Here is a 23,346-nt window from a genome sequence, read left to right as displayed (position 1 = left end):
AGACCGACCGGCGAACGGAGGACGGGAGAAGGAGCGGGCGAGAGCCGTCGGCACGCGGCGCCGACCTCCGTCCGCCGGCCGGTCCGAGCTCCCGTCCGCCCGCCGGATCCGCCCTCCGGGCGCCCCGCCACCCGGGCGCGGCCGGTCGGAGTAGCCGCCGTCACGTGTTCGAGTCGTCGCTTGACTGTATGGTAGGTAGTGAGGCCAGGTGTGAACCCGCGCGGCCCGTCCTTCCAACGGCAGGCCGCGCAGTCGTGCCCGGCGGCGTTCGGCCGCCCGGTGCGGCACCCGGCGCTCACGTACGCGGATGCCCGGTCGGAGACCCGATCGGCTCCGACCTGGCCCGAGCCTCGGGCCCAGGCACCGCATCAGGCCGAGCGAGGGCCGCCGCGGACCGCGCCGACAGCGCGCCGCACGACCCGTCAACGGGACGCCCTCCCCCGCGCCGCCCGCCCGACACGCCCCCCACGGGGCTGCCCGGGCACGGCAGGACGCGTTCACTCGGCCCCTCCACACGGAAGAGGCAGCACCCTGTCCACCACCGCCGAACCCCTCAAGACGACCTTCCGCGAACTCGGGATCCTCGCGGAGACCGCCGAGGCCCTGGAGGCCGTCGGCATCGTCCACCCGTTCCCGATCCAGGAGATGACCCTGCCGGTCGCACTGACCGGCCACGACGTCATCGGCCAGGCCAAGACCGGCACCGGCAAGACCCTCGGCTTCGGCCTCCCGCTGATCGAGCGGGTCGTGGTCCAGGCCGACGTCGCCGCCGGCCGGGCCACCGCCGAGCAGCTCTCCGAGAGCCCGCAGGCACTGATCGTCGTCCCCACCCGCGAGCTGTGCACCCAGGTCACCAACGACCTGCAGACCGCCGGCAAGGTCCGCAACGTGCGGGTGCTGGCCGTCTACGGCGGCCGCGCGTACGAGCCGCAGGTCGAGGCCCTGAAGAAGGGCGTCGACATCGTGGTCGGCACCCCCGGCCGCCTGCTCGACCTGGCCGGGCAGCGCAAGCTCGACCTGTCCAAGGTCCGCGCGCTGGTCCTGGACGAGGCCGACGAGATGCTCGACCTGGGCTTCCTGCCGGACGTCGAGAAGATCATCACCATGCTGCCCGCCAAGCGGCAGACCCTGCTCTTCTCCGCCACCATGCCCGGCCAGGTCATCTCGCTGGCCCGCCGGTACATGAGCCAGCCCACCCACATCCGCGCCGCCGCCCCGGACGACACCGGCACCACCGTCGCCAACATCGAGCAGCACATCTTCCGTGCGCACTCGCTCGACAAGGTCGAGATGGTCTCCCGGATCCTGCAGGCCGAGGGCCGCGGCCTGGCGATGATCTTCTGCCGCACCAAGCGCACCACCGCCGACGTCGCCGAACAGCTCACCAAGCGCGGCTTCGCGGCCGGCGCGGTGCACGGCGACCTCGGCCAGGGCGCCCGCGAGCAGGCGCTGCGCGCCTTCCGCAACGGCAAGGTCGACGTCCTGGTCTGCACCGACGTCGCCGCCCGCGGCATCGACGTCGAGGGCGTCACGCACGTCATCAACTACCAGTGCACCGACGACGAGAAGACCTACCTGCACCGGATCGGCCGCACCGGCCGGGCCGGCGCCTCGGGCACCGCCGTCACCCTGGTCGACTGGGACGACATCCCGCGCTGGCAGCTCATCAACAAGGCGCTGGACCTGCCGTTCAACGACCCGGAGGAGACCTACTCCAGCTCGCCGCACCTCTACGAGCTGCTGCGGATCGCCCCCGGCACCAAGGGCGTCCTGCCCCGCTCCGAGCGCACCCGGGCCGGCCTGGCCGCCGAAGAGGTCGAGGACCTCGGCGAGACCGGCGGCCGCGGCCAGCGCGGGCGCGGCGGCCGGGACGGTCGGGACAGCCGGGACGGTCGGGACAGCCGCGGTGGACGGGGCGTCGCCCCCGAGACCCCGGCTCCCGCCGAGCGTCCGTCCCGCCGCTCCCGCGAGCGCCGCCGCACCCGTGGCGGCAGCAGCGCGGTCGGCACGGCGGGCACCGTCGCCCCCGAGACCCGGACCCCGGCCGTCGAGCAGCAGCCCGCCGCCACCGGTACCGGCCCCGCGGCCGCCCCGGTGGAGGGCCGCAGCTCGCGCCGCCGCAACCGCAACCGCCGGGGCGGCGCCGCCGCCGCGGTGGAGGCCGTGGAGACGGTCGAGGCCGCCGCGGCCGTGGTGGAGGCCCCGGTCACCGAGGCTCCGACCGCCGAGGCCCCCGCCCGCACCCCGCGCAAGCGCACCCGCAAGGCGGCCGCCCCGGCCGTGGAGACGGTCGCCGAGCCGGTGACCGAGCCGATGGCCGAGGCTGCTGCCCCCGTGGCGGCCGTCGCGGAGCCGGTGGTGGACGCCGCCGAGCCGGTGATCCGCTCCCGGACGCCGCAGCGACGGGCCGTCCGCAAGCCGGTGCTGTCCCTGGTGGCCCCGGTCGAGGAGGCCCCGGCCGCGCCGGCGCCGCGCAAGCGGACCACCAAGAAGGCTGCCGCCGTCGCCGCCGAGGCCCCGGCTGTCGTGGAGGCCCCGGTCGCTGCCAAGGCTCCGGCCGCCGTCGAGGAGGCCGCTGCCGCTCTGGCGCCGCGTCGGCGGGTCGTCAGGAAGGCCGCCACCACCGTCGAGACCCCGGCCGCCGCCGTCGAAGCCCCGGCCGCCGTCGAGGAGACCGCTGCCACCCCGGCACCGCGTCGGCGGGTCGTCAGGAAGGCCGCCACCACCGTCGAGACCCCGGCCGCCATCGAGACCCCCGCCGCCATCGAGGAGACCGCTGCCACCCCGGCACCGCGCAAGCGGGCCACCAAGAAGGCTGCCGCCGTCGCCGCCGAGGCCCCGGCTGTCGTGGAGGCCCCGGTCGCTGCCAAGGCTCCGGCCGCCGTCGAGGAGACCGCTGCCGCTCCGGCGCCGCGTCGGCGGGTCGTCAGGAAGGCCGCCACCACCGTCGAGACCCCGGCCGCCGCCGTCGAAGCCCCGGCCACCGTCGAGGAGACCGCTGCCACCCCGGCGCCGCGTCGGCGGGTCGTCAGGAAGGCCGCCACCACCGTCGAGACCCCGGCCGCCGCCGTCGAGACCCCCGCCGCCGTCGAGGAGACCGCCGCCGCCCCGGCACCGCGCAAGCGGGCCACCAAGAAGGCTGCCGCCGTCGCCGTCGAGGCGCCCGCTGCCGAGGAGGCCCCGGCGCCTCGTAAGCGGGTCACCAAGAAGGCTGCCGCTGCCGCCGAGGCCCCGGCCGTCGAGGAGGCGGCCGCCCCGGCGCCGCGCAAGCGGGCCGTCAAGAAGGCCACGGCCGAGGAGGCCCCGGCTCCGCGCAAGCGGGCCACCAAGAAGGCCGTCGCCGCCGAGGCGCCCGCCGTCGAGGAGGCCGTTACCGCTCCGGCGCCGCGCAAGCGGGTCACCAAGAAGGCTGCCGCTGCCGCCGAGGCCCCGGCCGTCGAGGAGGCGACCGCCCCGGCGCCGCGCAAGCGGGCCGTCAAGAAGGCCACGGCCGCCACGGCCGAGGAGATCCCGGCCCCGCGCCGGACCCGCAAGGCCGTCGAGAAGTAACCCGCACCGCACCGCAGGGGAGGGACGACCGCACGTGTCGTCCCTCCCCTGCGGCGTTCGGGCGGCTCTCCGGGCGGCCCGCTTCGCGCGTCGGCGCCGGTGCCCGTGCCGCGGCCGTAGGCTGAGCGCCGGTGTCGGGTCGACCTGGAGAGACGAGGGGCCGCAGCGGATGAGTACGCCGCCGTTCTTGAAGTTGCCGTCGTGCGTGCGGACGGTCCGGGTGGCGGGGCTGGCCGCGCTGTGCGGGGAGCCCGCGGGGGCGGTGCGGGGGACGGCGGTGCTGGTGCCGGGGTTCACCGGCAGCAAGGAGGACTTCATCGCGCTGCTGGAGCCGCTCGCGGAGGCCGGTTTCCGGACCGTCGCGGTGGACCAGCGCGGCCAGTACGAGTCCGACGGCCCGGACGACCCGGCCGCGTACGCGGTGGCGGCGCTGGGGGCGGACGTGCGGGCGGTGACGGCCGGGCTGGGGGCGTCCGGGCCGGTGCACCTGCTGGGGCACTCGTTCGGGGGGCAGGTGGCGCGCGAGGCGGTCCTCGCGGACCCGGACGACCTGCCGTGGGAGTCGTTGACGCTGATGTCGACCGGCCCGGGGGCGATCGACCCGGCGGAGGCGGCCCGGACGGCGCTGCTGCTGGAGGCGCTGGACTCGATGGACCTGGAGTCGATCTGGCAGGTGATGCGGCAGATGGAGGGCGAGCGGGTGCCGCCGCTGGACCCGGAGGTCGCGGACTTCCTGCACCGCCGCTGGCTGGCGAACCACCCGCTGGCGCTGAAGGCGATGGCCGCGCACCTGGTGTCGGCGCCGGACCGGGTGGACGAGCTGGCGGCGGTCGGCCTGCCGAAGCTGGTGCTGTCCGGCGAGCGGGACTACGCCTGGCCGGTCCCGGAGCAGTCGCTGATGGCGGAGCGGCTGGGCGCGGTGCGGCGGACGGTGGCCGGTGCGGGCCACTCCCCGAACGCGGAGCGGCCGGCCGAGACGGCGGCGGCGCTGGCCGCGTTCTGGTCCGCCTGAGCGGCCCGGCCGGGGCCGGCGGGAGTTTCCGGCCGGATCCGGGCCACGGGCGGGTCTCCTGACGTCCATTCAGAAGTCGGCCCCGGTTTTCACGCGACAAGAATCGTTAGCTCGGGTAATATTTGATTTCGTCCGGGATCAACACCCTCCGGCGGCCGCACCCTCCTCCGGCTGCCGAAACCACGGATTTACCCGCGGGCAACCGCCGGGTAGCAGCGTCGCGGCACGGTGGGTCAACGGGGCACTACAGCCCCCCTCCAGTGCCGCTAGGGAAAGTGCCGCTGAACTAGTCCTGCTTGAGAGTGGGGGGAACGACGGGTGACTGCACCTGCCGGACGTCCGACCCAGTCAACGCCGACGAGCCACCTGCCGGTGGCCGACCGTCGGCCGAGTCCGCCTCGGAGCCCGAGGACGGGAAGGGAGAGGCCCATGCGTTTCGAGATCCTCCGCCTGGATCACGCGGGAACGGAGACCGACCGGCTGATCGCCGACGCGGAGACCGTCTCCGAGTACCTGAAGGCCGCCGCACAGACCGGCGAACGCCTGTACATCCGGCCGTGCAAGGCCGTGTGAGCGGACGCGGACCGACCTCCGAGTCGTCCGACGTTCCGATACCCGGCTGACGCCCCGTCACCGCAGGAGACCCCTGGGAGGACGGGGCGTCAGTGTGTTCGGGCACCCCGACCTGCGGGGGTTTGACGGTGCTCCGCCCGGGACATCACCTCTGCCGGACCCGGGCCGTTGCCGGGGCGACTCGTGACGCACTCCTTACGGGTGATCGTCCTTGACGCAGCAGTCCGGAGGGAGGACCGTTGTCGGTTATGAGGGGCGAGCCAAGCTGCCCGAGGTGCGCCGGTCGGGTCCGCGCCCCCGGTCTCTTCTCCGACACCTGGCAGTGCGACCTGCACGGTGCCGTGCACCCGATGCAGCCGGTGCTGCCCCCCAGCATCGAGGCGCTGAACGTGGCGGTGAACCGCTCCCAGGTACCGGTCTGGCTGCCCTGGCCGCTGCCGGTGGGCTGGCTGTTCACCGGCATCGCGCACGCGGGGGACGACCTGTCCGGCGCCCGGGCCACCGCCGTCGCCTGCTCCGGTCCGGCGCCGCTCGGCGGGTTCGGCGAACTGGTGCTGGTGGCCGAGGAGCTGGGCATCGGCCTGGGCGCCCGCTACGCCGGGCTGGACGGGCCGGACCCGGGCGACTCGGTGGCGCTGTACAAGCCGGCCGACGCCAAGCTGATGGCGGCGGGCCGCCCCACCCCGATGTTCCACGTGCCGGGCGCGCCGGACGACCGCGCGGTGTACGTCGGCGAGGCGCGCGGCCTGTGGCTGTGGGCGATCGCCTGGCCCGAGCAGTCGGCGCTGCTGATGCACGACGAACTGGTGCTGACCGACCTGCGGGACGCGGGCGCCGAACTCGGCCTGCTGCCCTGCGGGGCGCTCACTCCCCGCCTGCTGGGCTGAACTCCCCCGTCCCGCAGTCGAGTTCGCCGGCCTCGGGCCCGCCCTGACGGGCCGTCCGGCGCCCGGGCCGCGGCGGCTCCCTATCCTTGGCGGCATGCGCATCGATCTGCACGCCCACAGCAATGCCTCGGACGGCACCGACTCCCCCGCCGAACTGGTGGCCAACGCGGTGGCCGCCGGGCTGGACGTGGTGGCGCTGACCGACCACGACACGGTGGCCGGGTACGGGGAGGCGGCGGCCGCGGTGGCCGGGACGGGGCTGGTGCTGGTGCCGGGCGCGGAGCTGTCCTGCCAGGTGGACGGCATCAGCATGCACCTGCTGGCGTACCTGTTCGACCCGGCGGAGCCGGCCTTCGCGGCCGAGCGGGAACTGGTGCGCACCGACCGGTTCCGGCGCGGGCGGGCGATCGTGGAGCGCTGCCGGGAGCTGGGCGCGCCGATCAGCTGGGAGCAGGTGCAGCGGATCGCGGGCGACGGTTCGGTGGGCCGTCCGCACATCGCCTCGGCGCTGGTGGAGGCGGGTGTGGTGGCGAGCGTCTCGGACGCGTTCACGCCCGAGTGGCTGGCCAACGGCGGGCGGGCGGACGTCCGCAAGCACGAGACCGACCCGGCGGTGGCGGTGCGGCTGGTCCGGGCGGCGGGCGGGGTGCCGGTGTTCGCGCACCCGGCGGCGGACAAGCGCGGGCGGACGGTGCCGGACGCGGTGATCGCCGAGCTGGCGGCGGCCGGGCTGGGCGGCCTGGAGGTCGACCACGTCGACCACGACGACCGGGCGCGGGCCCGACTGCGCGGCCTGGCGGCCGAGTTGGGGCTGTTCACCACCGGCTCCAGCGACTACCACGGCAGCCGCAAGACCGTCCGGCTGGGCGAGCACACCACCGACCCGGCCGCGTACGAGGAGCTGCTGGCGCAGGCGACGGGGGCGGCGCCGGTCACCGGCTGACCCCCGCCGCCCGGCGGGCGGTCAGTCCAGCGGGACGCCGCGGCGACCGGGGTCGCGCAGGTCGGTGCCGTGCTGGAGCCAGCGCTCCTGGAGGGCCTCGGCGCCCTGGACGCGCTTGAAGGCGGCCTCGTTGGGGGTCATCGGCAGCAGCGGCAGGAAGCGCACCGGGTCGGCGGGCTCGGGGAGTTCGAGGTCCTCGACCAGGCCGCCGGGCTCGGCGGCCAGCACCGAGGTGAACGGGGCGCCGGTCCACAGCGGGGAGCCCAGGTCGAGCGAGCCGCCGGGAGCCACCACCAGGCCCTCGACCTGCGGGCTGGCCGCGAACACCGCGAGCGCCTTGTGCGCCTCGTCGCGGCCGCCGCGGACGGTCAGCACCAGTTCGGCGCGCGGGCCGCGCACCGGGTCGACGACCGCGGAGGTCGGGTCGGCCATCGGGGCGGCCGCCATGCCGAGCGTCGCGTACCGGACCAGGCCGTCGGCGTCGGGGCCGAACCGCAGCACCTCGATCCGGTCCGCGCCGACGAAGGTGACGGCGGCCCGGCCGGTGGGTTCGCCGAAGGTGCCGGTCAGCCGGGCCTCGACCAGGGTGAGGACGGTCTGCCGGGTCGGGCCCGGGTCGCCGCCCGGTTGCGAGAAGTCGCCGAAGTGAGGGAAGTCGTGCGCCATGCCGCGACCTTAGCGCGGGCGCGCCGCGTCGAACCTTGGCGCGAGCTTTACCCGGCGGACGGCGAATGCCGGGCACGGCACCGGGAAGAGCTGTTAATGTGAGCGGTCGGCCTTGTGGATGCGAACCAGGGCCGCCACGGCCCCAGCGCGGGCCCCGGCGTGGAGGAGGTGGTCACGATGGACAGCAGTCGACCATGCAGTACCGGCAGCTCTCTCCGGCCCACCCTCGCCCGCCGCCCTCGCGGCTGACCAGGACCACCCCGCAGCGTCGCGCGCGGCCGAGAGAGCACCTTCCCCGGGGCCGATCCGATGAAACCCGCCCAGCGAACGGCTTTCTGACACTTCCTCAGCCCCGGCGTGTCCACCGGTGTTTTCCGCCGTCGTGTCCCCCGGTACGCCCCGGGGCGCGCCGGTCCGGCCCTAGGGAGCCCGTGCCATGTCGATGATGCACAACCTGCGCGCCGCCGTCGTCCGTCCAGCCCGCCGCCGGGTCGGCGACGCGTTCGAGTCGAAGCCCGGCGACACCCCGTCCGCCGTGGTGGACTGCGCCGTCTACCAGCAGGGCAAGCGCACGGGCGAGACGTGCAGCCCGCGCGAGGCGGCCCGGCAGGTGAAGGCGGCGCACCAGACGGGGCCCGGCTCGTTCAGCTGGATCGGGCTGCACGAGCCCACCGAGGCCGAGTTCGAGGGCATCGCGCAGCGCTTCGGCCTGCACCCGCTGGCCGTCGAGGACGCGGTGCACGCGCACCAGCGCCCGAAGGTCGAGCGGTACGACGGCATGCTGTTCGCGGTCTTCAAGACCGTCCGCTACGTCGAGCACGAGCAGCTCACCCCGACCAGCGAGGTGGTCGAGACCGGCGAGCTGATGGTCTTCGCCGGCCAGGACTTCGTGATCACCGTCCGGCACGGCGCGCACTCCTCGCTGCGCGCCCTGCGGCACCGCCTGGAGGCCGACGCCGAGGGCACCGGCCTGCTCGCCAAGGGCCCGGCCGCCGTGCTGCACGCCATCGCCGACCACGTGGTGGACAACTACCTGCTGGTCGCCGAGCGGCTGCAGAACGACGTCGACGAGATCGAGTACGACGTGTTCGCCAACAAGGGCGGCCGCGGCGCGGACGTCGGCCGGGTCTACCAACTCAAGCGCGAGGTGCTGGAGTTCAAGCGCGCCGTGACCCCGCTGCTGCGGCCGATGCAGCAACTGTCCGAGCCCACCGCGCGGCTGGTCGACCTCGACATGCAGAAGTACTTCCGGGACGTCGCCGACCACCTGGCCCGGGTCAGCGAGCAGGTGCACGGCTTCGACGAGCTGCTCAACTCGCTGCTGCAGGCCAACCTGGCGCAGGTCTCGGTCGCCCAGAACGAGGACATGCGCAAGATCACCGCCTGGGCGGCGATCTTCGCCGTGCCGACCATGATCACCGGCGTGTACGGGATGAACTTCGACAACATGCCCGAGCTGAAGTGGACGTACGGCTACCCGAGCGTGCTCGGCGCGATCGCGCTGATCTGCGTGGGCATGTACCGGGGCTTCCGCCGCAACGGCTGGCTGTGACCGGCCCGGCGGGGAGCCCGCAGCGGGCGGGGCGCGCGGCGGGCCCGGGGCGGGCGGGGCGTCAGCGGCGCTCCGCCCGGGCCACCAGCACCAGGCCCAGCAGGATCAGCCCCACCGCCGGGTAGGCCGCGGCCGGCGGCCACTGGCCCAGCCACACCGCGGCGATCAGCGCCGCGCCCGGGGTCTCCAGCAGGATCGCCGTCGAGGTGATCGACGGGCCCAGGGTGCGCACCACCCGGTTGCTCAGCGAGTGCCCGAGCAGCTGCGCCGCCACCATCAGCAGGAAGATCTGCCACCACGCGCCCGCCGACCAGCCGCCCATCCGGACGCCGGTCAGCAGGCAGAGGGCCAGCAGCACGAGGGCGCAGGTCGCGTAGCAGACCAGGGTGTACGCGGTGGTCGACACGGTGCGCCGCACCTCCGCGCCCAGCAGCATGTACCCGGCCGCCGCCGCGCCCGCCGCCAGCGCCAGGCCGTCGCCCAGCAGGGCCCGCGTCGAGACCGCCAGGTCGACGCCGGTCAGCACCAGCACGCCCGCGAACGCCAGGCCCGTGCCCAGCCACACCAGCCGCGGCGCCCGCACCCCGAACAGCCGCATCAGCAGGATCGTCCACAGCGGGGTCGTGGTCACCAGCGCGGTCGCCGAGGCCACCGAGGTCATCCGCAGGCTGGGCATCCACAGCGCGAAGTGCAGCGCCAGCAGCGCGCCCGCCGCCACCGCCAGCAGCAGCGCCCGCCGCGGGATGCCGCGCAGCTCGGCCCGGTGCCGCCACAGCGCGTACGGGCCGAGCACCGCCACCGACATGCCGTTGCGCCAGAACGCGATCGCCAGCGCGGGCGCGGCCGTCGCGCTGATCAGCGGCGCGGACAGCGAGATGCCCGCGATCGACACCGCCAGCAGCAGCAGGTCGGTGCGCGGCAGGTGCCGTCGTTCCCCGAGCGCCGGGGGTGCGGCGGGGGCGGTGGTGCTGACGGCGGTCACGGCGCTCCTTCGGGCAGTGGGGTGGACGGCCTATACGGTAAGGGCTGTCCGGCAGTTACGGCACTGTCGTCCGGGGGATGGGACCGGCCGCGGACACCCCAGGCCGTACGCTGTGCGGCATGGAGCGTACGACGACCGCGAGCCCGACGGACTTCCTCGACCGGGCCCTGGTGGAGGAAGCCGCCAAGAAGTCCGGCCTGCTCTGGGTCCAGGCCGCCGGCCAGCCGCACGCCCGCCCGCTCTGGCACGCCTGGCACGACGGCGCGATCGTCGTCGTCGGCGACGGCTCCGAACAGCCCCTGCACGGGCTCGCCGCCAGTTCCTCCGCCGTGGTCACGCTGCGCAGCAAGGACAAGTGGGGCCGGCTGGCCGCCCTCACCGCCGCCGTCACCCGCCTCGAACCCGGCACCCCCGCCTGGGACGGCGCCGTCGAGGAGCTCAAGGGCAAGCGCCTCAACGCCCCCGACACCGACACCATCGGCGACCGCTGGGCCCGCGAGTGCCACGTCCTGCGCCTCACCCCCGGCGACGGCCCGCTCGCCCCGCTCCCCGACGACGCCCTCGCCGCCGCGCCGCTGCCCACCGCCGCGACCACCCGGCAGCCGGCCCCGGCGGGGCTGCCCAAGCTGCTCCTCAAGAAGCGCAAGCGCTGACGCCGACGCGGCGCCGTCCCGCGTCCCCCTCCCCGCGGCTTCGCGCCCGCCCGCTCGTGCCGACGCGTCACCCTCCCCGGCTGCGGCTAGATTTGGGGGGTTGTGTCCGTTTCCCGGAGGGAGTCTCGTATGGCGGGGCCTGGCGGGCGGGTCTTCATCTCCCACCTCTCCGGGGTCGCGGTCTTCGACCCGAACGGGGACCAGGTGGGCCGGGTCCGGGACGTCGTGGTCTCGCTGCGGCTGGGCGGGCGCCCGCCGCGGGTGCTCGGGCTGGTGGTGGAGGTGATCGGGCGGCGGCGGATCTTCCTGCCGATGACCCGGGTGACCAGCCTGGAGTCCGGCCAGGTGCTGTCCACCGGGCTGCTGAACATGCGCCGGTTCGAGCAGCGCCCGTCCGAGACGCTGGTGCTGGCCGAACTGCTGGACCGCACCGTGACCCGGACCAAGACCGCCGCCGAGGTGACCGTCCTGGACGTGGCGATGGTGCAGACCCGGCTGCGCGAGTGGGAGATCGACAAGGTGTTCGTGCAGGTCGGGCGCCCGAGCCGGCTCCGGAAGGCGAAGGGCGAGCAGCTGCTGCTCGACTGGTCGGCGGTGACCGGGTTCTCGCTGACCGAGGAGGGCCAGGGCGCGGCCAACCTGCTGGCCACCTTCGAACAGCTCCGGCCGGCCGACCTGGCCAACGTCATGCACCACCTGTCGGCGAAGCGCCGGGCCGAGGTCGCCGCCGCGCTCGACGACGACCGGCTGGCCGACGTCTTGGAGGAGCTGCCGGAGGACGACCAGGTGGAGATCATCGGCAAGCTGAAGGAGGAACGCGCCGCCGACATCCTGGAGACCATGGACCCGGACGACGCCGCCGACCTGCTCTCCGAACTCCCGGAGGCCGACGCCGAACGCCTGCTGCGGCTGATGGAACCGGCCGAGGCCGAGGAGATGCGCCGCCTGCTCTCCTACGAGGAGGACACCGCGGGCGGGCTGATGACCACCGAGCCGATCGTGCTGGAGCCGGACGCCTCGGTGGCCGAGGCGCTGGCCCGGGTCCGGGTCTCCGACACCAAGCCGGCCCTGGCCGCCCAGGTGTACGTGTGCCGCCCGCCGAACGAGACCCCGACCGGGACGTACCTGGGCACCGTGCACTTCCAGCGGCTGCTGCGCGAACCCCCGTACACCCTGGTCGGCTCGCTGGTCGACGACGACCTGGACCCGCTGCCGCCGAACACCCCGCTGCCGCTCATCACCTCCTACCTGGCCACGTACAACCTGGTGGCGGCGCCGGTGGTGGACGAGGACGACCACCTGCTGGGCGCCGTCACGGTGGACGACGTGCTGGACCACCTGCTGCCCGAGGACTGGCGCGAGGGCACCGCGCACGGCATCGGAACGGAGACGGACGAGGTGCACAGTGGACGGTGACCGCAAGCGGCGCGACGAGAACAGCGGCCCGGGCCAGCGGATCCAGGGCGAGCTGCGCGAACTGCGGCAGCTGCGCGAGCTGCGGGCCCGGGAGCAGCGCGGCCGCCGCGAGGAGCGGCCGGCGGCCGGCGGCCCGCGCTCCCGGCTGGACCAGCCGCGCACCGGCCGCCCCGGGCTGATCCGGCTGCCGGCCTGGGACCCGGAGGCGTTCGGCAAGCTGTCCGAGCGGATCGCTCGCTTCCTGGGCACCGGGCGGTTCATCGTCTGGATGACGGTGGTGATCGTCGTCTGGGTGGTGTGGAACACCCTGCTGCCGACGGCCGTCCACTTCGACGGCTACCCGTTCATCTTCCTCACCCTGGTGCTCTCCCTGCAGGCCTCGTACGCGGCCCCGCTGATCCTGCTCGCGCAGAACCGCCAGGACGACCGGGACCGGGTCAACATGGAGCAGGACCGGGCCCGCAGCGACCGCAACATCGCCGACACCGAGTACCTGACCCGCGAGGTCGCGGCGCTGCGCCAGGGGCTCGGCGAGGTCGCCACCCGCGCCTTCATCACCTCCGAACTGGGCGGCGTCCGCGCCGAACTGCAGGCCCTGCTCAAGGAACTGGACGACCGCCGGGAGTCCGCCGACACGTTGTGACCGGCGGCACGCCCGCAGCGAGTCGGACGCGAGGTGCCGCGCCGTACCATCAACACATGGCCAACGAGACAGAGGTGGCGGCCGGGGTGACGGAGCAGTCCGTCCAGGAAGCCCTGGCGACCGTCCACGACCCGGAGATCAACCGTCCGATCACCGAGATCGGCATGGTGAAATCCGTCGAGATCGGCGACGGCGGCGCGGTGAAGGTCGCGGTGTACCTCACCGTCTCCGGCTGTCCGATGCGCGAGACGATCACCCAGCGGGTCACCGACGCGGTCTCCGCGGTGCCGGGGGTCTCCTCCGTCTCCGTCGAGCTCGACGTGATGAGCGAGGAGCAGCGCCGCGAGCTGTCGCAGCTGCTGCGCGGCGGCGCCCCCGAGCGGGAGATCCCGTTCGCCAAGCCCGGCACCCTGACCCGGGTGTACGCGGTGGCCTCCGGCAAGGGCGGCGTCGGCAAGTCCTCGGTGACGGTCAACCTGGCGGCGGCGCTGGCCGCGGACGGGCTGAAGGTCGCCGTGGTGGACGCCGACATCTACGGCCACAGCGTGCCCCGGATGCTGGGCGTCGAGGGCCGGCCGACCCAGGTCCAGGACATGATCATGCCGCCGTCGGCGAACGGCGTGAAGGTCATCTCGATCGGCATGTTCACCCCGGGCAACGCCCCGGTGGTGTGGCGCGGCCCGATGCTGCACCGCGCCCTCCAGCAGTTCCTCGCCGACGTCTACTGGGGCGACCTCGACGTCCTCCTCCTCGACCTGCCGCCCGGCACCGGCGACATCGCCATCTCGGTCGCCCAGCTCGTCCCGAACGCCGAGATCCTGATCGTCACCACCCCGCAGATGGCCGCCGCCGAGGTCGCCGAGCGGGCCGGCACCATCGCCCTGCAGACCCACCAGAAGATCGTCGGCGTCATCGAGAACATGTCGGGCATGCCCTGCCCGCACTGCGACGAGATGATCGACGTCTTCGGCACCGGCGGCGGCCAGACCGTCGCCGACGCCCTCACCCGCACCGTCGGCGCCACCGTCCCCGTCCTCGGCTCCATCCCGATCGACGTCCGCCTCCGCGAGGGCGGCGACGACGGCCGCCCGGTCGTCCTCTCCAACCCCGAGTCCCCGGCCGGCGCCGCCCTGCGCACCATCGCCGGCAAGCTCTCCGGCCGCCAGCGCGGCCTCTCGGGCCTCTCGCTGGGCCTGACCCCGAAGAACAAGTTCTGACGGTCCTTCCGGCCGCGACCGGCTCCGGGCGAGTGTCCCGGGGCCGGTTCCGGCGTTTCAGGGGCGGAGCAGGGCGGCGGTGGCGTCGTCGTGGGTCTTGGTGCGGGGCCAGCGGGTGTGGTGGGGGTCGGTGCGTTCCAGGGCGCGGGTGTGGTCGATGAGGGATTGCGGGCCGGTGTCCCGGAGGAGGGTGAGGAGGCCGGGCCAGTCGGTGGTGGCGAAGTCGTCGACGGGGCGGGCGGCGCCGTCGGTGAGCAGGGCGGCGCCGCGCAGGGCGGTCCAGGGGGCGGTGCCGGTGAGGGCGTGCCGGGCGGCGGCGGGGTCGGGGCCGGCCACCCAGTAGCCGTCGGGGGTGTTCATGGCCTCGCGCTGGGCGGCGGTGAGGAGGGCGCGGCGGTCGGGGGCGGGGAGGCCGTCGAGGCGGTCGGCGAGGTCGCGGAGTTGACGGTCCGTCACGTCGCCGACCCGGTGGTCGGAGACGGCGCGCGGGCCGTCGGGGAGGTCGAGCAGGACGGTGGAGTCGGCGAGCACCAGCCACTGCGCGTCGTCCCCGGTGCGGCGGAGCAGGGCGACGGCGGCGGTGGGGGTCATGGGGTGGGCGAGGTCGCAGCCGGGGCCGTGGCGGCGGGCGGTGGCGGCGAGGGCGTCGGCCAGGCAGTCCGGCAGGGGGCGGTCGCCGTCCGGGGTGCGGTGGAGCAGTTCGGCGCCGAGGGTGCGGACGAACCAGGGCACGCCGTGCGCGCAGCCGGTCGCGGTGCCGTCGGGCAGGCCCGCGCCGTCGAGGACCAGGACGGTGTCGGGGCCGGCCAGGACGAGGTCCTCGTTCGGGCGGTCGGGGTGGCCGGGGGCGGTGGCGAAGGAGATCTGCACGGGGGTCGGTTCCGCCGGGCCTCAGCGGCCGTCGTAGCTGCCCAGGTCGGTGACGGCGGTGAAGCCGACGCCGTACGCGGAGACCGAGCGGCCGTAGGCGCCGATCAGCACGCCGGGGGCCTCGCCGGCCAGGACCCAGCCGTGTTCGGACTCGCGGTAGCGGAAGGGCTGCGGGAGGCCGTTGACCGGGAGGGTGAGCGAGGTCCAGGCGGGGCCGTCGAGGTCGTCGGCCAGGTCCCAGGCGAGGGCGGACTGCTGGTCGAGCCAGTTCTGCCGCAGGGTGCGGTCGAGGTTGCCGGGCCAGGTCGCGGCGAGCAGGCCGGAGCCGGCCAGCCAGGCGGCGGAGGAGGCGGAGGTCGCTTCGAGGGTGCCGGTGTTGTCGGCGCTGCGGCGCACCTCGCGGCGGGCGACGGTGACCACCACGGCGAACCGGCGGGTGTCGCGGGGTTCGGGGCCGCGGGCGGGTTCGTCGCCGTGGCCGAGGGTGCCGTAGTCGGGGGCGCCGGTGTCGGCGCCGCGCTGGCCGGTGCCGACCTGGCCGAGCCAGCGGCGGCCGGTCCAGCCCTCGTCGAGCCCGTACCAGGGGAAGTCGGCGGCGTGGTAGCCGGCCAGCGGGTCGGTGGCGCGGCGGGCGGCGGCGGCAGTGCCTCCGGTACGGTGCGTGGCGTCCACTGCGGGCCTCTCCTCAGCTGTGCTCCCCGGGCGTCCCATGGTCGCGCACCCGGGCCCTCCCGTCCGGGGAACCGGGCCGGTGCGCGGCCCGGCGTGACGGAGCCCACGGGTCCGCCGTCCGGGGAGGGTAGTGACACCCTAGCGGCGCGGACGACGATGCCCCGCCTTGCCGGAGCAGGACGGGGCGTCGCGGGGAGGAGGGGCGTCCTCAGGTGGCGTCGGGGTCAAACGGGGGGCGCTCGCCGGCGGCCAGGGCCGGGCCGGGGCTGGCGCTCTTGCTGAAGTCGACCGAGGCGGTGGGCGTCGGGGCGGGGTCCCCGTTCAGCGCGGACTTGAGGTCGACGCTGTCCTTGAGGTCCTTGAGGCCCAGCGGGTCGTCGCCGTCGCCGAGCAGCTGCTTGCGGACGAAGGTCTTCGGGTTGAGGTCCTCGAAGTCGAAGTTCTGGAACTCCGGCCCGAGTTCGCTCCGGATGTCCTCCTTCGCGCTGTCCGCGAAGGAGCGGATCTTGCGGATGAAGCCCATCGTGTCCTGGATCAGCTTGGGGAGCTTGTCCGGGCCGAAGATCACGATGGCCATGACGACGATCGTCACGACCTCCAGTCCGCCTATGTCTCCGAACACCTGAACTCCCAGCACCCGACAACGCTGAACCAAGGGTAAACGCGGTCGGCCGTTCCCCCGGCCCCCGGAGGATGAAACCGTGGTAAAGACCACCCGGGTGACCGGCGTCGACGGCGTGCCGGTGAAGGCAGGCTAGCGCAGGAGCTGGCGCGGGTCACCGGTGGGCGTGGGCGGACTGAGCTGGTACCGGGCGCGCAGCGGGTACTCGTCGACCTGCTGCGGGGGGTTGACCGGCTGCTGGGCGTTGACCGGGACGATCGAGCCGCCGACCGGGGTGACGCTGCTGGGCTGCCGGCTCGGGCTCTGCCCGGCGGTGACGCCGCCGACCCCGCCGAGGGTGACCGCGGCGACCGAGAACGCCCCGGCGGCGGCGAACACCAGCCGGCGCCCGCGCGCGGGCGGCCGGGAGACCGGCAGCTCGCCGAGGCCGGCGGCCAGCGGGCGGACGTCCGCGTCCGGTTCGCGGCGCGGCAGGGCGGACGGGCGGGCGCCGAACAGGCCGGCCCGCGGGTCGATCCCGGGTATCGGGGCGTCCGCGCCGAGCGCGCCGCCGCCGAAGCCCGATCCGCGGCCGAACGAGCCGCCGGTGAGCCGGCTGGCGCCGAACACGCCGCCGCCGGGGCCCGGCGGGCCGTCCTGGCCGGGCTCGTCCTCGGGCAGCGCGGCGACGGCCAGCAGCCGGGCCATCAGGGCCGACGACGGGCCGGGCGGGGCGGACTCGCTCAGCGCGCGCTTGACCGACCGGGCCTGCTCGGCCTCGGCCAGGCAGTCCGGGCAGGTCGCCAGGTGGGCCTGGACCCGCTCGCGGGCGTCGTGGCCCAACTCGCCGTCCAGGTACCCGGACAGCCGGTCGCCCAGGTGGTGCTCCTCGGCGGCCGGTTCGACCGGACGGACCGCCAGCGGACGCAACTCGGGCCCCGCCGCCGCCTGCTCGGCGCGGCGCAGCGGCGCCCAGCGCGGGCGGCCGGTGGTGTCCGCGCGCTCGGGGGCGCGATCGCTCATGACCCCCTCCGGTCGCTGACGGCCTGCTCGGCGCCGACCGGCACGGGCTCGGCGGAACCGCCCCGGCGCGAACGGCCCGCGGCGGCGTTCGGCGCCCGGTGCTTGAGGGCCGCGCGCAGGTGCGAGCGGCCGCGGTGGATCCGGCTGCGGACGGTGCCGAGCTTCACCCCGAGGGTGGCGGCGATCTCCTCATACGAGAGGCCCTCGATGTCGCAGAGCACCACGGCGGCCCGGAACTCCGGGGCGAGGGTGTCCAGCGCCTGCTGGACGTCCGCGTCGAAGTGGGTGTCGCTGAAGTGCTGGGCGGGGCTGGGCTCGCGGCTGGCCAGGCGCTCCGCCGCGTCCTCGGCGAGGGCGTCGAAGCGGATCCGCTGGCGGCGGCGGACCATGTCCAGGAACAGGTTGGTGGTGATCCGGTGCAGCCAGCCCTCGAAGGTGCCGGGGGTGTACGTGGACAGCGAGCGGAACACCCGGACGAAGACCTCCTGGGTGAGGTCCTCGGCGTCGTGCTGGTTGCCCGTCAGCCGGTAGGCCAGGCGGTAGACCCGGGCGCTGTGCGCCTCGACGATCTCTTCCCAGCTGGGCGGCGTCCAGCTCTGCGCGTCGGGCCCCTCCGCGAAGGACGCGAGCGTGCCGGCGGCCCCGGCCACCGAGTCGTCGGCTGCGGTCGACTTGTCCAGGGGGGAGTGCACAGACTGGTTCATCACGGGCTTCGGCGTACGGATCGACGTGAGGCCGCGGGGGTGCCGCTGCACAGGGACGTCGCCCTCGGCCACACCTCCTCGGTCGGCTCTTCTGCCCAGCAGAGCCACCACCATATCCACCTCACCCGTCAAGCCCGGATAAGAGCCGTCGAACAGCGACCGCCCCGGACGGTCCGGCCGCCCGTAGCAGTTCAACGGCCAGCCGTCGAACGCGGTTCCCGGGCGGCCAGTAGTCTGTCGCTGGAATTTGTCGACTTGGGTCGGCACCGGCGCTCCGGAAGAGGCAGCCATCACCGAGTTCGGGCCCCAGCGAGCGGCCCTCGCCGACACCTACGTCGGCGAGGACGCGGTGCTGACCTACGCCCGGGCCCAGTCGGCCCGCACCGGCATACGCGCGATCGGCCCCAGCGGCGGCGCCGCGCTGCGGCTGCTGGCCGCCGCGCTGGACGCCAAGGCGGTGGTCGAGATCGGCACCGGCACCGGCGTCTCCGGCGTCTACCTGCTGCGCGGCATGCGCCCCGACGGGGTGCTCACCACCGTCGACGCCGAGCCGGTCCGCCAGCAGTACGCCCGCGAGGCGTACCGGGCCGCCGGGTTCGCCGGCAACCGGGCCCGCTGCATCCCCGGCCGGGCCCGGGACGTGCTGCCCCGGCTCGCCGACGGCCAGTACGACCTGGTGTTCTGCGACGGCGACCCGGCCGACTCCGGCTTCCACCTCACCGAGGCGGTGCGGCTGCTGCGCCCGCGCGGCGTGGTCTGCTTCGAGGGCGTCTTCCAGGAGGGCCGGCTCGCCGAGCCCGAGGCCGACGACCCGCAGACCCGGGCCGTGCGCGACCTGGTCGCCGACATCCGGGAGAGCGACACCCTGCTGCCCGCCCTGCTCCCGGTCTCGGACGGGCTGCTCTGCGCCGTCAAGCGCTGACCGCCCCGGGCCGGACACGCGGAACGGGGCCGGACACGCGGAACGAGCCCGGACACGCGGAACGGGCCCGGCCCCCGCAGCGGGGAGCCGGGCCCGTCGAGCACCTCGCCGATCGCCGGGGAGGTGCGGGGTCACCACCTGCAGATCAGCCGCAGGCCTTCTTGAGGGCCTCGCCCAGAGCGTCCGCCTCGTCCGGCGTCAGCTCCACCACCAGGCGCCCGCCCCCTTCGAGCGGAACTCGCATGATGATGCCCCGCCCCTCTTTGGTGACCTCCAGCGGGCCGTCACCCGTCCGCGGCTTCATGGCCGCCATGCTCGTTCCCCTTCCTGCAACCGTTCAGGTACGCACCGGACAGTCCGTCCACCGCCGGTATCGAACGCATTGATCGGAAGCCATTATCCCGCATGCAACCGCTGGATGACCAACATCACTCTCTGCGCCAACCTTCGCCAACCAGCCGAAAAGCGCCGATTACCTGCCGAAAGCCGCATCGCGCCGCACTCCGACACGCCCTCCGGAGGTGCGGCACCTCACACTCCCCCGCCCGGCCGCGAACCGGCATGCTGGCCCACGACAGCCACCGCGACCCGGGGAGCCCTCACCCATGTCCGACACCGTCCGCTACGAGCGCGACGGCGCCCTCGCCGTCCTCACCATCGACCGCGCCGCCGCCATGAACGCCCTCGACGTCCCCACCAAGGTCGCCCTCCGGGACGCCGTCACCACCGCCGCCACCGACCCCGACGTCCGGGCCGTGCTGCTCACCGGCGCCGGCGACAAGGCCTTCTGCGTCGGCCAGGACCTCAAGGAGCACGTCGGCCTGCTCCAGCGCCAGCGCGAGACCGGCGAGGGCGCGCTGCGCACCGTCGGCGAGCACTACAACCCGCTGGTCCGCGCCCTGGCCGGGATGCGCAAGCCCACCGTCGCCGCCGTCAACGGCATCGCCGCCGGCGCCGGGGCCTCGCTCGCCTTCGCCTGCGACTTCCGGCTGCTGGCCGACACCGCGGGCTTCAACACCTCCTTCGCGGGGGTCGCCCTCACCGCCGACTCCGGCGCCTCCTGGACCCTCCCCCGGCTGGTCGGCCACGCGAGGGCCACCGAGCTCCTGATGCTCCCCCGCACCGTCCGCGCCGACGAGGCCCTCACCCTCGGCCTCGCCACCCGCGTCCTCCCCGCTGCCGAACTCGCCGCCGCCGCCCGCGAGTTCGCCCTCACCCTGGCCAACGGCCCCACCGTCGCCTACGGCGCGATCAAGGCCTCCCTCGCCTACGCCGCCTCGCACTCCCTCGACGAACTCCTCGACAAGGAGGACGAACTCCAGACCCTCGCCGGCAACAGCGCGGACCACACCATCGCCGTCGACGCCTTCCTCGCCAAGGAGAAGCCCGCCTTCACCGGCCGCTAGCCCTCCCCGGGCCCCTGCTCCCCGCCCGGCCCCCGCCTGCCAGGGGCGCAGGGAACTGCGCGCGGCGGGAGGGGGCCGGGCAAGGTCCGTGGTCGGCCGGGCGGCCGCGGGGCTACCGGGCGTGGCAGTCGGCGAGGTGGTCGTTCACCAGTCCGCAGGCCTGCATCAGCGCGTACGCGGTGGTCGGTCCGACGAAGCGGAAGCCGGCCCGTTTGAGGTCCTTCGCCAGCGCCGTCGACCCGGGGGTCACCGCGGGCACGTCCGCGAGGGTGCGGGGGGCGGGGCGGGCGGGGTCGCCGGCGTGGCTCCAGACCAGGGTGTCGAGTTCGCCGTCGGCCAGCGCCCGGGCCGCCTTCGCGTTGGCCACGGTGGCCAGGATCTTGGCGCGGTTGCGGATGATCCCGGTGTCCGCGAGCAGCCGTTCGACGTCGGCGTCGTCGAACTCGGCGACCGCCGCCGGGTCGAAGCCCCGGAAGGCCGTCCGGAAGCCCTCGCGGCGGCGCAGGATGGTGATCCAGGACAGCCCGGACTGGAACGCCTCCAGGGTGATCCGCTCGAACAGGGCCCGGTCGCCGTGGACCGGGCGGCCCCATTCGGTGTCGTGGTAGGCCCGGTAGTCCTCGGCCGAGTCCCCCCAGCCGCAGCGCCGCAGCCCGTCGGCCCCGAGGACCGCACCGGTCACGCCCGGTCGCCCTTCCGCTCGGTGGCGGCCGGGCCCGCGGCGGTGTCCGCGTCCTGGTCCGCGACCAGGTCGGTGGCCTCGGTGACGCCGCCCTCCGCGTCCGCGGTGACCTCGCCGGTCGCCGGGCCCTGCGGCGCCTTCTCCAGGACGGCGGTGAAGGACTCCAGCCCGGGCAGCGGTTCGCCGGTCGCGCCCTCGGTGGCGGCCACCGAGCCGCGGACCGCGCCGACGGCCTCGAGTTCGGCGATCCGCGCGTCGCGGAGGGAGAGTTCGGCGCCGAGGCGGTCGAGCAGGTCGTCGACCTCGTCCATCCGGTAGCCGCGCAGCGCCATCGGGAGGCGGAGCTCGTCGACGTCGGTGCGGCTGAGCGCGCGGTCCTGCGGGAGGCGCACGGCGAGCCGGTCGTGTTCGGCCTCGGGCAGCGTTCCGCCGCCGCCCAGCGCCACCACTGCGGCGCCGCCGACCACCAGGGCCATCGCGATCACGATCACCACGAACACGAGCTGTCCTCCGTCAGTTCCCGGCAGTTCCCGGTCGGCTTCGGCCCGCCCGCGAGGGCTACGGTGGGATCATGGTCCCTGTACAGGCCGGGGCCCATCATTGCACCCGGGAGCGCTGAGGAGGAGACACCGGTGGCACTACGCCTCGGCACGCGGGAGTTCGGCCCGGACGAGCTGGTCGTCATGGCGATCGTGAACCGCACCCCGGACTCGTTCTTCGACCGGGGGGCGACCTTCGCGGACGAGGCGGCGTTCGCGGCCGCGGACCGGGCGGTGGCCGAGGGCGCGGCGATCCTGGACATCGGCGGGGTGAAGGCCGGTCCGGGCGAAGAGGTCACGGTGGAGGAGGAGTTGCGCCGCACGGTGCCGTTCGTGGCGGAGCTGCGCAAGCGCCACCCGGACGCGGTGATCAGCGTGGACACCTGGCGGCACGAGGTCGGCGAGGCGGTCTGCGAGGTCGGCGCGGACCTGCTGAACGACGCCTGGGGCGGCTTCGACCCGAAGCTCGCGGAGGTCGCGGCCCGGTACGGCGCGGGCCTGGTGTGCACGCACGCGGGCGGCGCCGAGCCGCGCACCCGTCCGCACCGGGTGGGGTACGAGGACGTGATGGCGGACATCCTGGCGGTGACCGTCGGCCTGGCCGAGCGGGCGCTCGAACTGGGCGTGCGGCGCGACGGGTTGATCATCGACCCGGGGCACGACTTCGGGAAGAACACCCGGCACTCGCTGGAGGCGACCCGGCGGCTGCCGGAGATGACCGCGACCGGCTTCCCGGTGCTGGTCTCGCTCTCCAACAAGGACTTCGTCGGCGAGACCCTGGACAAGCCGGTGGACGAGCGGCTGCTCGGCACCCTGGCCACCACGGCGGTCTCGGCCTGGCTGGGCGCGCAGGTCTACCGGGTGCACCAGGTCGCCGAGACCCGCCAGGTGCTGGACATGGTGGCCTCGATCCGCGGCACCCGCCCCCCGGCGGCGGCCCGCCGGGGGCTGGCCTGACGGCCCGTCACCGCGCGCCGCGGCGGCCCGTCGCCACCCGCGCTACGCGGGGGTGCCCTTCGGGCCGCGCGCGGCGTCCAGGATCTTCAGCACCTCGGTCACGTCGTCGGTGACGTGGAACAGTTCGAGGTCGGCCGGGTTGGCCTTGCCCTGGGCGACCAGGGTGGAGGTGAGCCACTCCACCAGCCCGCCCCAGTAGGCGCTGCCGAACAGGATGACCGGGAACCGGGTGACCTTCTTCGTCTGCACCAGGGTGAGCGCCTCGAACAGCTCGTCCAGGGTGCCGAGCCCGCCGGGGAGGACCACGAAGCCCTGGGCGTACTTCACGAACATCGTCTTGCGGACGAAGAAGTAGCGGAAGTTCAGGCCCAGGTCGACGTACTCGTTCAGGCCCTGCTCGAAGGGCAGCTCGATGCCCAGGCCGACGCTCAGCCCGCCGGCCTCGGTGGCGCCCTTGTTGGCGGCCTCCATCGCGCCGGGGCCGCCGCCGGTGATCACCGCGTAGCCGGCCTCGGCCAAGGCCCGGCCGATCTCCACCCCGGCCTCGTACTCGGGCGAGCCGACCGGCGTCCGGGCCGATCCGAACACGCTGATGGCGGTGGGGAGTTCGGCGAGCGCGCCGAAGCCCTCGACGAATTCCGAGGTGATCCGCAGCACCCGCCACGGGTCGGTGTGCAACCAGTCGGTGGGCCCGGTGGTGTCCAGCAGCCGCTGGTCCGTCGTACTCGTCTCGACCTGGTCGCGCCGCAGCAGCACGGGGCCCTTGCGCTTCTCGGGCCACGGCTTCTTCTGCCGGCGGACGGGTTCATCTCCGTTGGCTGTCATGACGAAACCCTACGCCTGACGAGGTGCGATCCGAGGTAAATAACAGCCGTCG

24 protein-coding genes are annotated in these 23,346 nt (G+C 74.7%); 13 read left to right on the top strand and 11 right to left on the bottom strand.

Going from position 1 to position 23,346, the window contains the following annotated elements:
* Window positions 1-645 precede the first annotated feature (645 nt).
* The 5 genes from IH44_RS0114565 to IH44_RS0114545 all read left to right on the top strand — a co-directional run bounded on the left by IH44_RS0114565 (window position 646) and on the right by IH44_RS0114545 (window position 6,964).
* On the top strand, window positions 646-3,549 hold the full coding sequence (locus tag IH44_RS0114565; RefSeq protein ID WP_030459950.1) for a DEAD/DEAH box helicase: 2,904 nt from the start codon (window positions 646-648) through the stop codon (window positions 3,547-3,549).
* 169 nt (window positions 3,550-3,718) lie between these two features.
* Window positions 3,719-4,561 carry an alpha/beta fold hydrolase gene (locus IH44_RS0114560; protein ID WP_030459949.1) on the top strand — a complete coding sequence of 281 codons (843 nt, stop codon included), beginning with the start codon at window positions 3,719-3,721 and terminating at the stop codon, window positions 4,559-4,561.
* Between the two features lie 429 nt (window positions 4,562-4,990).
* Window positions 4,991-5,134, top strand: coding sequence for a hypothetical protein (locus tag IH44_RS47240; RefSeq protein ID WP_162869915.1), 144 nt, complete (start codon window positions 4,991-4,993; stop codon window positions 5,132-5,134).
* A gap of 248 nt (window positions 5,135-5,382) precedes the next feature.
* Window positions 5,383-6,021 (top strand): DUF6758 family protein, encoded by a 639-nt coding sequence (locus IH44_RS0114550; RefSeq protein WP_014137947.1) that lies wholly within the window; start codon window positions 5,383-5,385, stop codon window positions 6,019-6,021.
* A gap of 94 nt (window positions 6,022-6,115) precedes the next feature.
* The gene (locus tag IH44_RS0114545) at window positions 6,116-6,964 is read left to right on the top strand and encodes a PHP domain-containing protein (RefSeq protein WP_030459948.1); all 849 of its coding nucleotides are present in this window, start codon (window positions 6,116-6,118) and stop codon (window positions 6,962-6,964) included.
* 21 nt (window positions 6,965-6,985) lie between these two features.
* Here IH44_RS0114545 and IH44_RS0114540 read toward each other — a convergent pair whose 3' ends face one another.
* Window positions 6,986-7,630, bottom strand: coding sequence for a suppressor of fused domain protein (locus IH44_RS0114540; RefSeq protein WP_232794943.1), 645 nt, complete (start codon window positions 7,628-7,630; stop codon window positions 6,986-6,988).
* 436 nt (window positions 7,631-8,066) lie between these two features.
* On the opposite strand from IH44_RS0114540, the gene corA reads away from it, so the two are divergent.
* The gene (gene corA, locus IH44_RS0114535; RefSeq protein WP_030459946.1) at window positions 8,067-9,182 is read left to right on the top strand and encodes a magnesium/cobalt transporter CorA; all 1,116 of its coding nucleotides are present in this window, start codon (window positions 8,067-8,069) and stop codon (window positions 9,180-9,182) included.
* Between the two features lie 61 nt (window positions 9,183-9,243).
* On the opposite strand, the gene IH44_RS0114530 is transcribed toward corA, so the two are convergent.
* Complete coding sequence (locus IH44_RS0114530; protein ID WP_030459945.1) at window positions 9,244-10,164, bottom strand: DMT family transporter; 921 nt, start codon at window positions 10,162-10,164, stop codon at window positions 9,244-9,246.
* Window positions 10,165-10,283: 119 nt separating this feature from the next.
* On the opposite strand from IH44_RS0114530, the gene IH44_RS0114525 reads away from it, so the two are divergent.
* From IH44_RS0114525 to IH44_RS0114510, 4 genes are all read left to right on the top strand, one after another.
* Window positions 10,284-10,817 carry a hypothetical protein gene (locus IH44_RS0114525; RefSeq protein WP_030459944.1) on the top strand — a complete coding sequence of 178 codons (534 nt, stop codon included), beginning with the start codon at window positions 10,284-10,286 and terminating at the stop codon, window positions 10,815-10,817.
* A 129-nt stretch (window positions 10,818-10,946) separates the two neighbouring features.
* Entirely contained in the window at window positions 10,947-12,233 is a 1,287-nt protein-coding gene (locus tag IH44_RS0114520; protein WP_030459943.1) for a magnesium transporter MgtE N-terminal domain-containing protein, read from the top strand.
* Window positions 12,234-12,273: 40 nt separating this feature from the next.
* Window positions 12,274-12,876, top strand: coding sequence for a DUF1003 domain-containing protein (locus IH44_RS0114515; protein ID WP_369794949.1), 603 nt, complete (start codon window positions 12,274-12,276; stop codon window positions 12,874-12,876).
* Between the two features lie 56 nt (window positions 12,877-12,932).
* Window positions 12,933-14,093, top strand: coding sequence for an Mrp/NBP35 family ATP-binding protein (locus IH44_RS0114510; RefSeq protein ID WP_030459941.1), 1,161 nt, complete (start codon window positions 12,933-12,935; stop codon window positions 14,091-14,093).
* Window positions 14,094-14,150: 57 nt separating this feature from the next.
* Here the strand turns inward: IH44_RS0114510 and IH44_RS0114505 are convergent, their stop codons facing one another.
* From IH44_RS0114505 to sigE, 5 genes are all read right to left on the bottom strand, one after another.
* Window positions 14,151-14,963 (bottom strand): hypothetical protein, encoded by an 813-nt coding sequence (locus IH44_RS0114505; protein ID WP_030459940.1) that lies wholly within the window; start codon window positions 14,961-14,963, stop codon window positions 14,151-14,153.
* Window positions 14,964-14,984: 21 nt separating this feature from the next.
* Complete coding sequence (locus tag IH44_RS0114500; RefSeq protein WP_107066530.1) at window positions 14,985-15,674, bottom strand: hypothetical protein; 690 nt, start codon at window positions 15,672-15,674, stop codon at window positions 14,985-14,987.
* A 169-nt stretch (window positions 15,675-15,843) separates the two neighbouring features.
* Complete coding sequence (locus tag IH44_RS0114495) at window positions 15,844-16,257, bottom strand: sec-independent translocase (protein ID WP_030459938.1); 414 nt, start codon at window positions 16,255-16,257, stop codon at window positions 15,844-15,846.
* Between the two features lie 132 nt (window positions 16,258-16,389).
* Window positions 16,390-17,259: a zf-HC2 domain-containing protein gene (locus IH44_RS0114490; protein WP_051816896.1), complete on the bottom strand. Its 870-nt coding sequence runs from the start codon at window positions 17,257-17,259 to the stop codon at window positions 16,390-16,392.
* A complete protein-coding gene (gene sigE, locus IH44_RS0114485; RefSeq protein ID WP_078914669.1) occupies window positions 17,256-17,963 on the bottom strand; it encodes an RNA polymerase sigma factor SigE in 708 nt (235 codons plus the stop codon). Before sigE ends, IH44_RS0114490 begins: the two co-directional genes overlap by 4 nt.
* A gap of 247 nt (window positions 17,964-18,210) precedes the next feature.
* On the opposite strand from sigE, the gene IH44_RS0114480 reads away from it, so the two are divergent.
* Window positions 18,211-18,885, top strand: a complete 675-nt coding sequence (locus IH44_RS0114480) for an O-methyltransferase (protein WP_369794946.1) — start codon at window positions 18,211-18,213, stop codon at window positions 18,883-18,885.
* A 145-nt stretch (window positions 18,886-19,030) separates the two neighbouring features.
* Here the strand turns inward: IH44_RS0114480 and IH44_RS44255 are convergent, their stop codons facing one another.
* Complete coding sequence (locus IH44_RS44255; protein WP_014137929.1) at window positions 19,031-19,198, bottom strand: DUF3117 domain-containing protein; 168 nt, start codon at window positions 19,196-19,198, stop codon at window positions 19,031-19,033.
* A gap of 292 nt (window positions 19,199-19,490) precedes the next feature.
* Here IH44_RS44255 and IH44_RS0114470 point away from each other — a divergent pair, with 292 nt between their 5' ends.
* Window positions 19,491-20,291, top strand: coding sequence for an enoyl-CoA hydratase/isomerase family protein (locus IH44_RS0114470; RefSeq protein ID WP_030459934.1), 801 nt, complete (start codon window positions 19,491-19,493; stop codon window positions 20,289-20,291).
* A gap of 112 nt (window positions 20,292-20,403) precedes the next feature.
* Here the strand turns inward: IH44_RS0114470 and IH44_RS0114465 are convergent, their stop codons facing one another.
* Together IH44_RS0114465 and IH44_RS0114455 are read right to left on the bottom strand one after the other, a co-directional pair.
* The gene (locus IH44_RS0114465; protein WP_030459933.1) at window positions 20,404-20,973 is read right to left on the bottom strand and encodes a DNA-3-methyladenine glycosylase I; all 570 of its coding nucleotides are present in this window, start codon (window positions 20,971-20,973) and stop codon (window positions 20,404-20,406) included.
* Window positions 20,970-21,473, bottom strand: coding sequence for a DivIVA domain-containing protein (locus IH44_RS0114455; RefSeq protein ID WP_063759610.1), 504 nt, complete (start codon window positions 21,471-21,473; stop codon window positions 20,970-20,972). The genes IH44_RS0114465 and IH44_RS0114455 overlap by 4 nt, the downstream gene beginning before the upstream one ends.
* A 183-nt stretch (window positions 21,474-21,656) precedes the next feature.
* Here IH44_RS0114455 and folP point away from each other — a divergent pair, with 183 nt between their 5' ends.
* On the top strand, window positions 21,657-22,469 hold the full coding sequence (gene folP, locus IH44_RS0114450) for a dihydropteroate synthase (protein WP_051816906.1): 813 nt from the start codon (window positions 21,657-21,659) through the stop codon (window positions 22,467-22,469).
* Between the two features lie 42 nt (window positions 22,470-22,511).
* Here folP and IH44_RS0114445 read toward each other — a convergent pair whose 3' ends face one another.
* A complete protein-coding gene (locus IH44_RS0114445) occupies window positions 22,512-23,294 on the bottom strand; it encodes a TIGR00730 family Rossman fold protein (RefSeq protein WP_030459930.1) in 783 nt (260 codons plus the stop codon).
* Window positions 23,295-23,346 lie beyond the last annotated feature (52 nt).

The sequence above is a fragment of the Kitasatospora sp. NRRL B-11411 genome, from assembly GCF_000721345.1.
Classification (GTDB): Bacteria; Actinomycetota; Actinomycetes; order Streptomycetales; family Streptomycetaceae; genus Kitasatospora; species Kitasatospora cineracea.
This window is presented reverse-complemented; position numbering and strand designations above follow the sequence as displayed.

Excerpts from the sequence above, each read along its gene's own strand:
- IH44_RS0114445 (WP_030459930.1), bottom strand. The coding sequence starts at position 23,294 with ATGACAGCCAACGGAGATGAACCCGTCCGCCGGCAGAAGAAGCCGTGG.
- IH44_RS0114545 (WP_030459948.1), top strand. The coding sequence starts at position 6,116 with ATGCGCATCGATCTGCACGCCCACAGCAATGCCTCGGACGGCACCGAC.
- IH44_RS0114560 (WP_030459949.1), top strand. The coding sequence starts at position 3,719 with ATGAGTACGCCGCCGTTCTTGAAGTTGCCGTCGTGCGTGCGGACGGTC.
- IH44_RS0114470 (WP_030459934.1), top strand. The coding sequence starts at position 19,491 with ATGTCCGACACCGTCCGCTACGAGCGCGACGGCGCCCTCGCCGTCCTC.
- IH44_RS0114510 (WP_030459941.1), top strand. The coding sequence starts at position 12,933 with ATGGCCAACGAGACAGAGGTGGCGGCCGGGGTGACGGAGCAGTCCGTC.
- IH44_RS0114550 (WP_014137947.1), top strand. The coding sequence starts at position 5,383 with ATGAGGGGCGAGCCAAGCTGCCCGAGGTGCGCCGGTCGGGTCCGCGCC.
- IH44_RS0114490 (WP_051816896.1), bottom strand. The coding sequence starts at position 17,259 with ATGAGCGATCGCGCCCCCGAGCGCGCGGACACCACCGGCCGCCCGCGC.
- folP (WP_051816906.1), top strand. The coding sequence starts at position 21,657 with ATGGCGATCGTGAACCGCACCCCGGACTCGTTCTTCGACCGGGGGGCG.
- IH44_RS0114500 (WP_107066530.1), bottom strand. The coding sequence starts at position 15,674 with ATGGGACGCCCGGGGAGCACAGCTGAGGAGAGGCCCGCAGTGGACGCC.
- IH44_RS0114520 (WP_030459943.1), top strand. The coding sequence starts at position 10,947 with ATGGCGGGGCCTGGCGGGCGGGTCTTCATCTCCCACCTCTCCGGGGTC.
- sigE (WP_078914669.1), bottom strand. The coding sequence starts at position 17,963 with ATGAACCAGTCTGTGCACTCCCCCCTGGACAAGTCGACCGCAGCCGAC.
- IH44_RS0114525 (WP_030459944.1), top strand. The coding sequence starts at position 10,284 with ATGGAGCGTACGACGACCGCGAGCCCGACGGACTTCCTCGACCGGGCC.
- IH44_RS44255 (WP_014137929.1), bottom strand. The coding sequence starts at position 19,198 with ATGGCGGCCATGAAGCCGCGGACGGGTGACGGCCCGCTGGAGGTCACC.
- IH44_RS0114565 (WP_030459950.1), top strand. The coding sequence starts at position 646 with ATGACCCTGCCGGTCGCACTGACCGGCCACGACGTCATCGGCCAGGCC.
- IH44_RS0114540 (WP_232794943.1), bottom strand. The coding sequence starts at position 7,630 with ATGGCGCACGACTTCCCTCACTTCGGCGACTTCTCGCAACCGGGCGGC.
- corA (WP_030459946.1), top strand. The coding sequence starts at position 8,067 with ATGTCGATGATGCACAACCTGCGCGCCGCCGTCGTCCGTCCAGCCCGC.
- IH44_RS47240 (WP_162869915.1), top strand. The coding sequence starts at position 4,991 with ATGCGTTTCGAGATCCTCCGCCTGGATCACGCGGGAACGGAGACCGAC.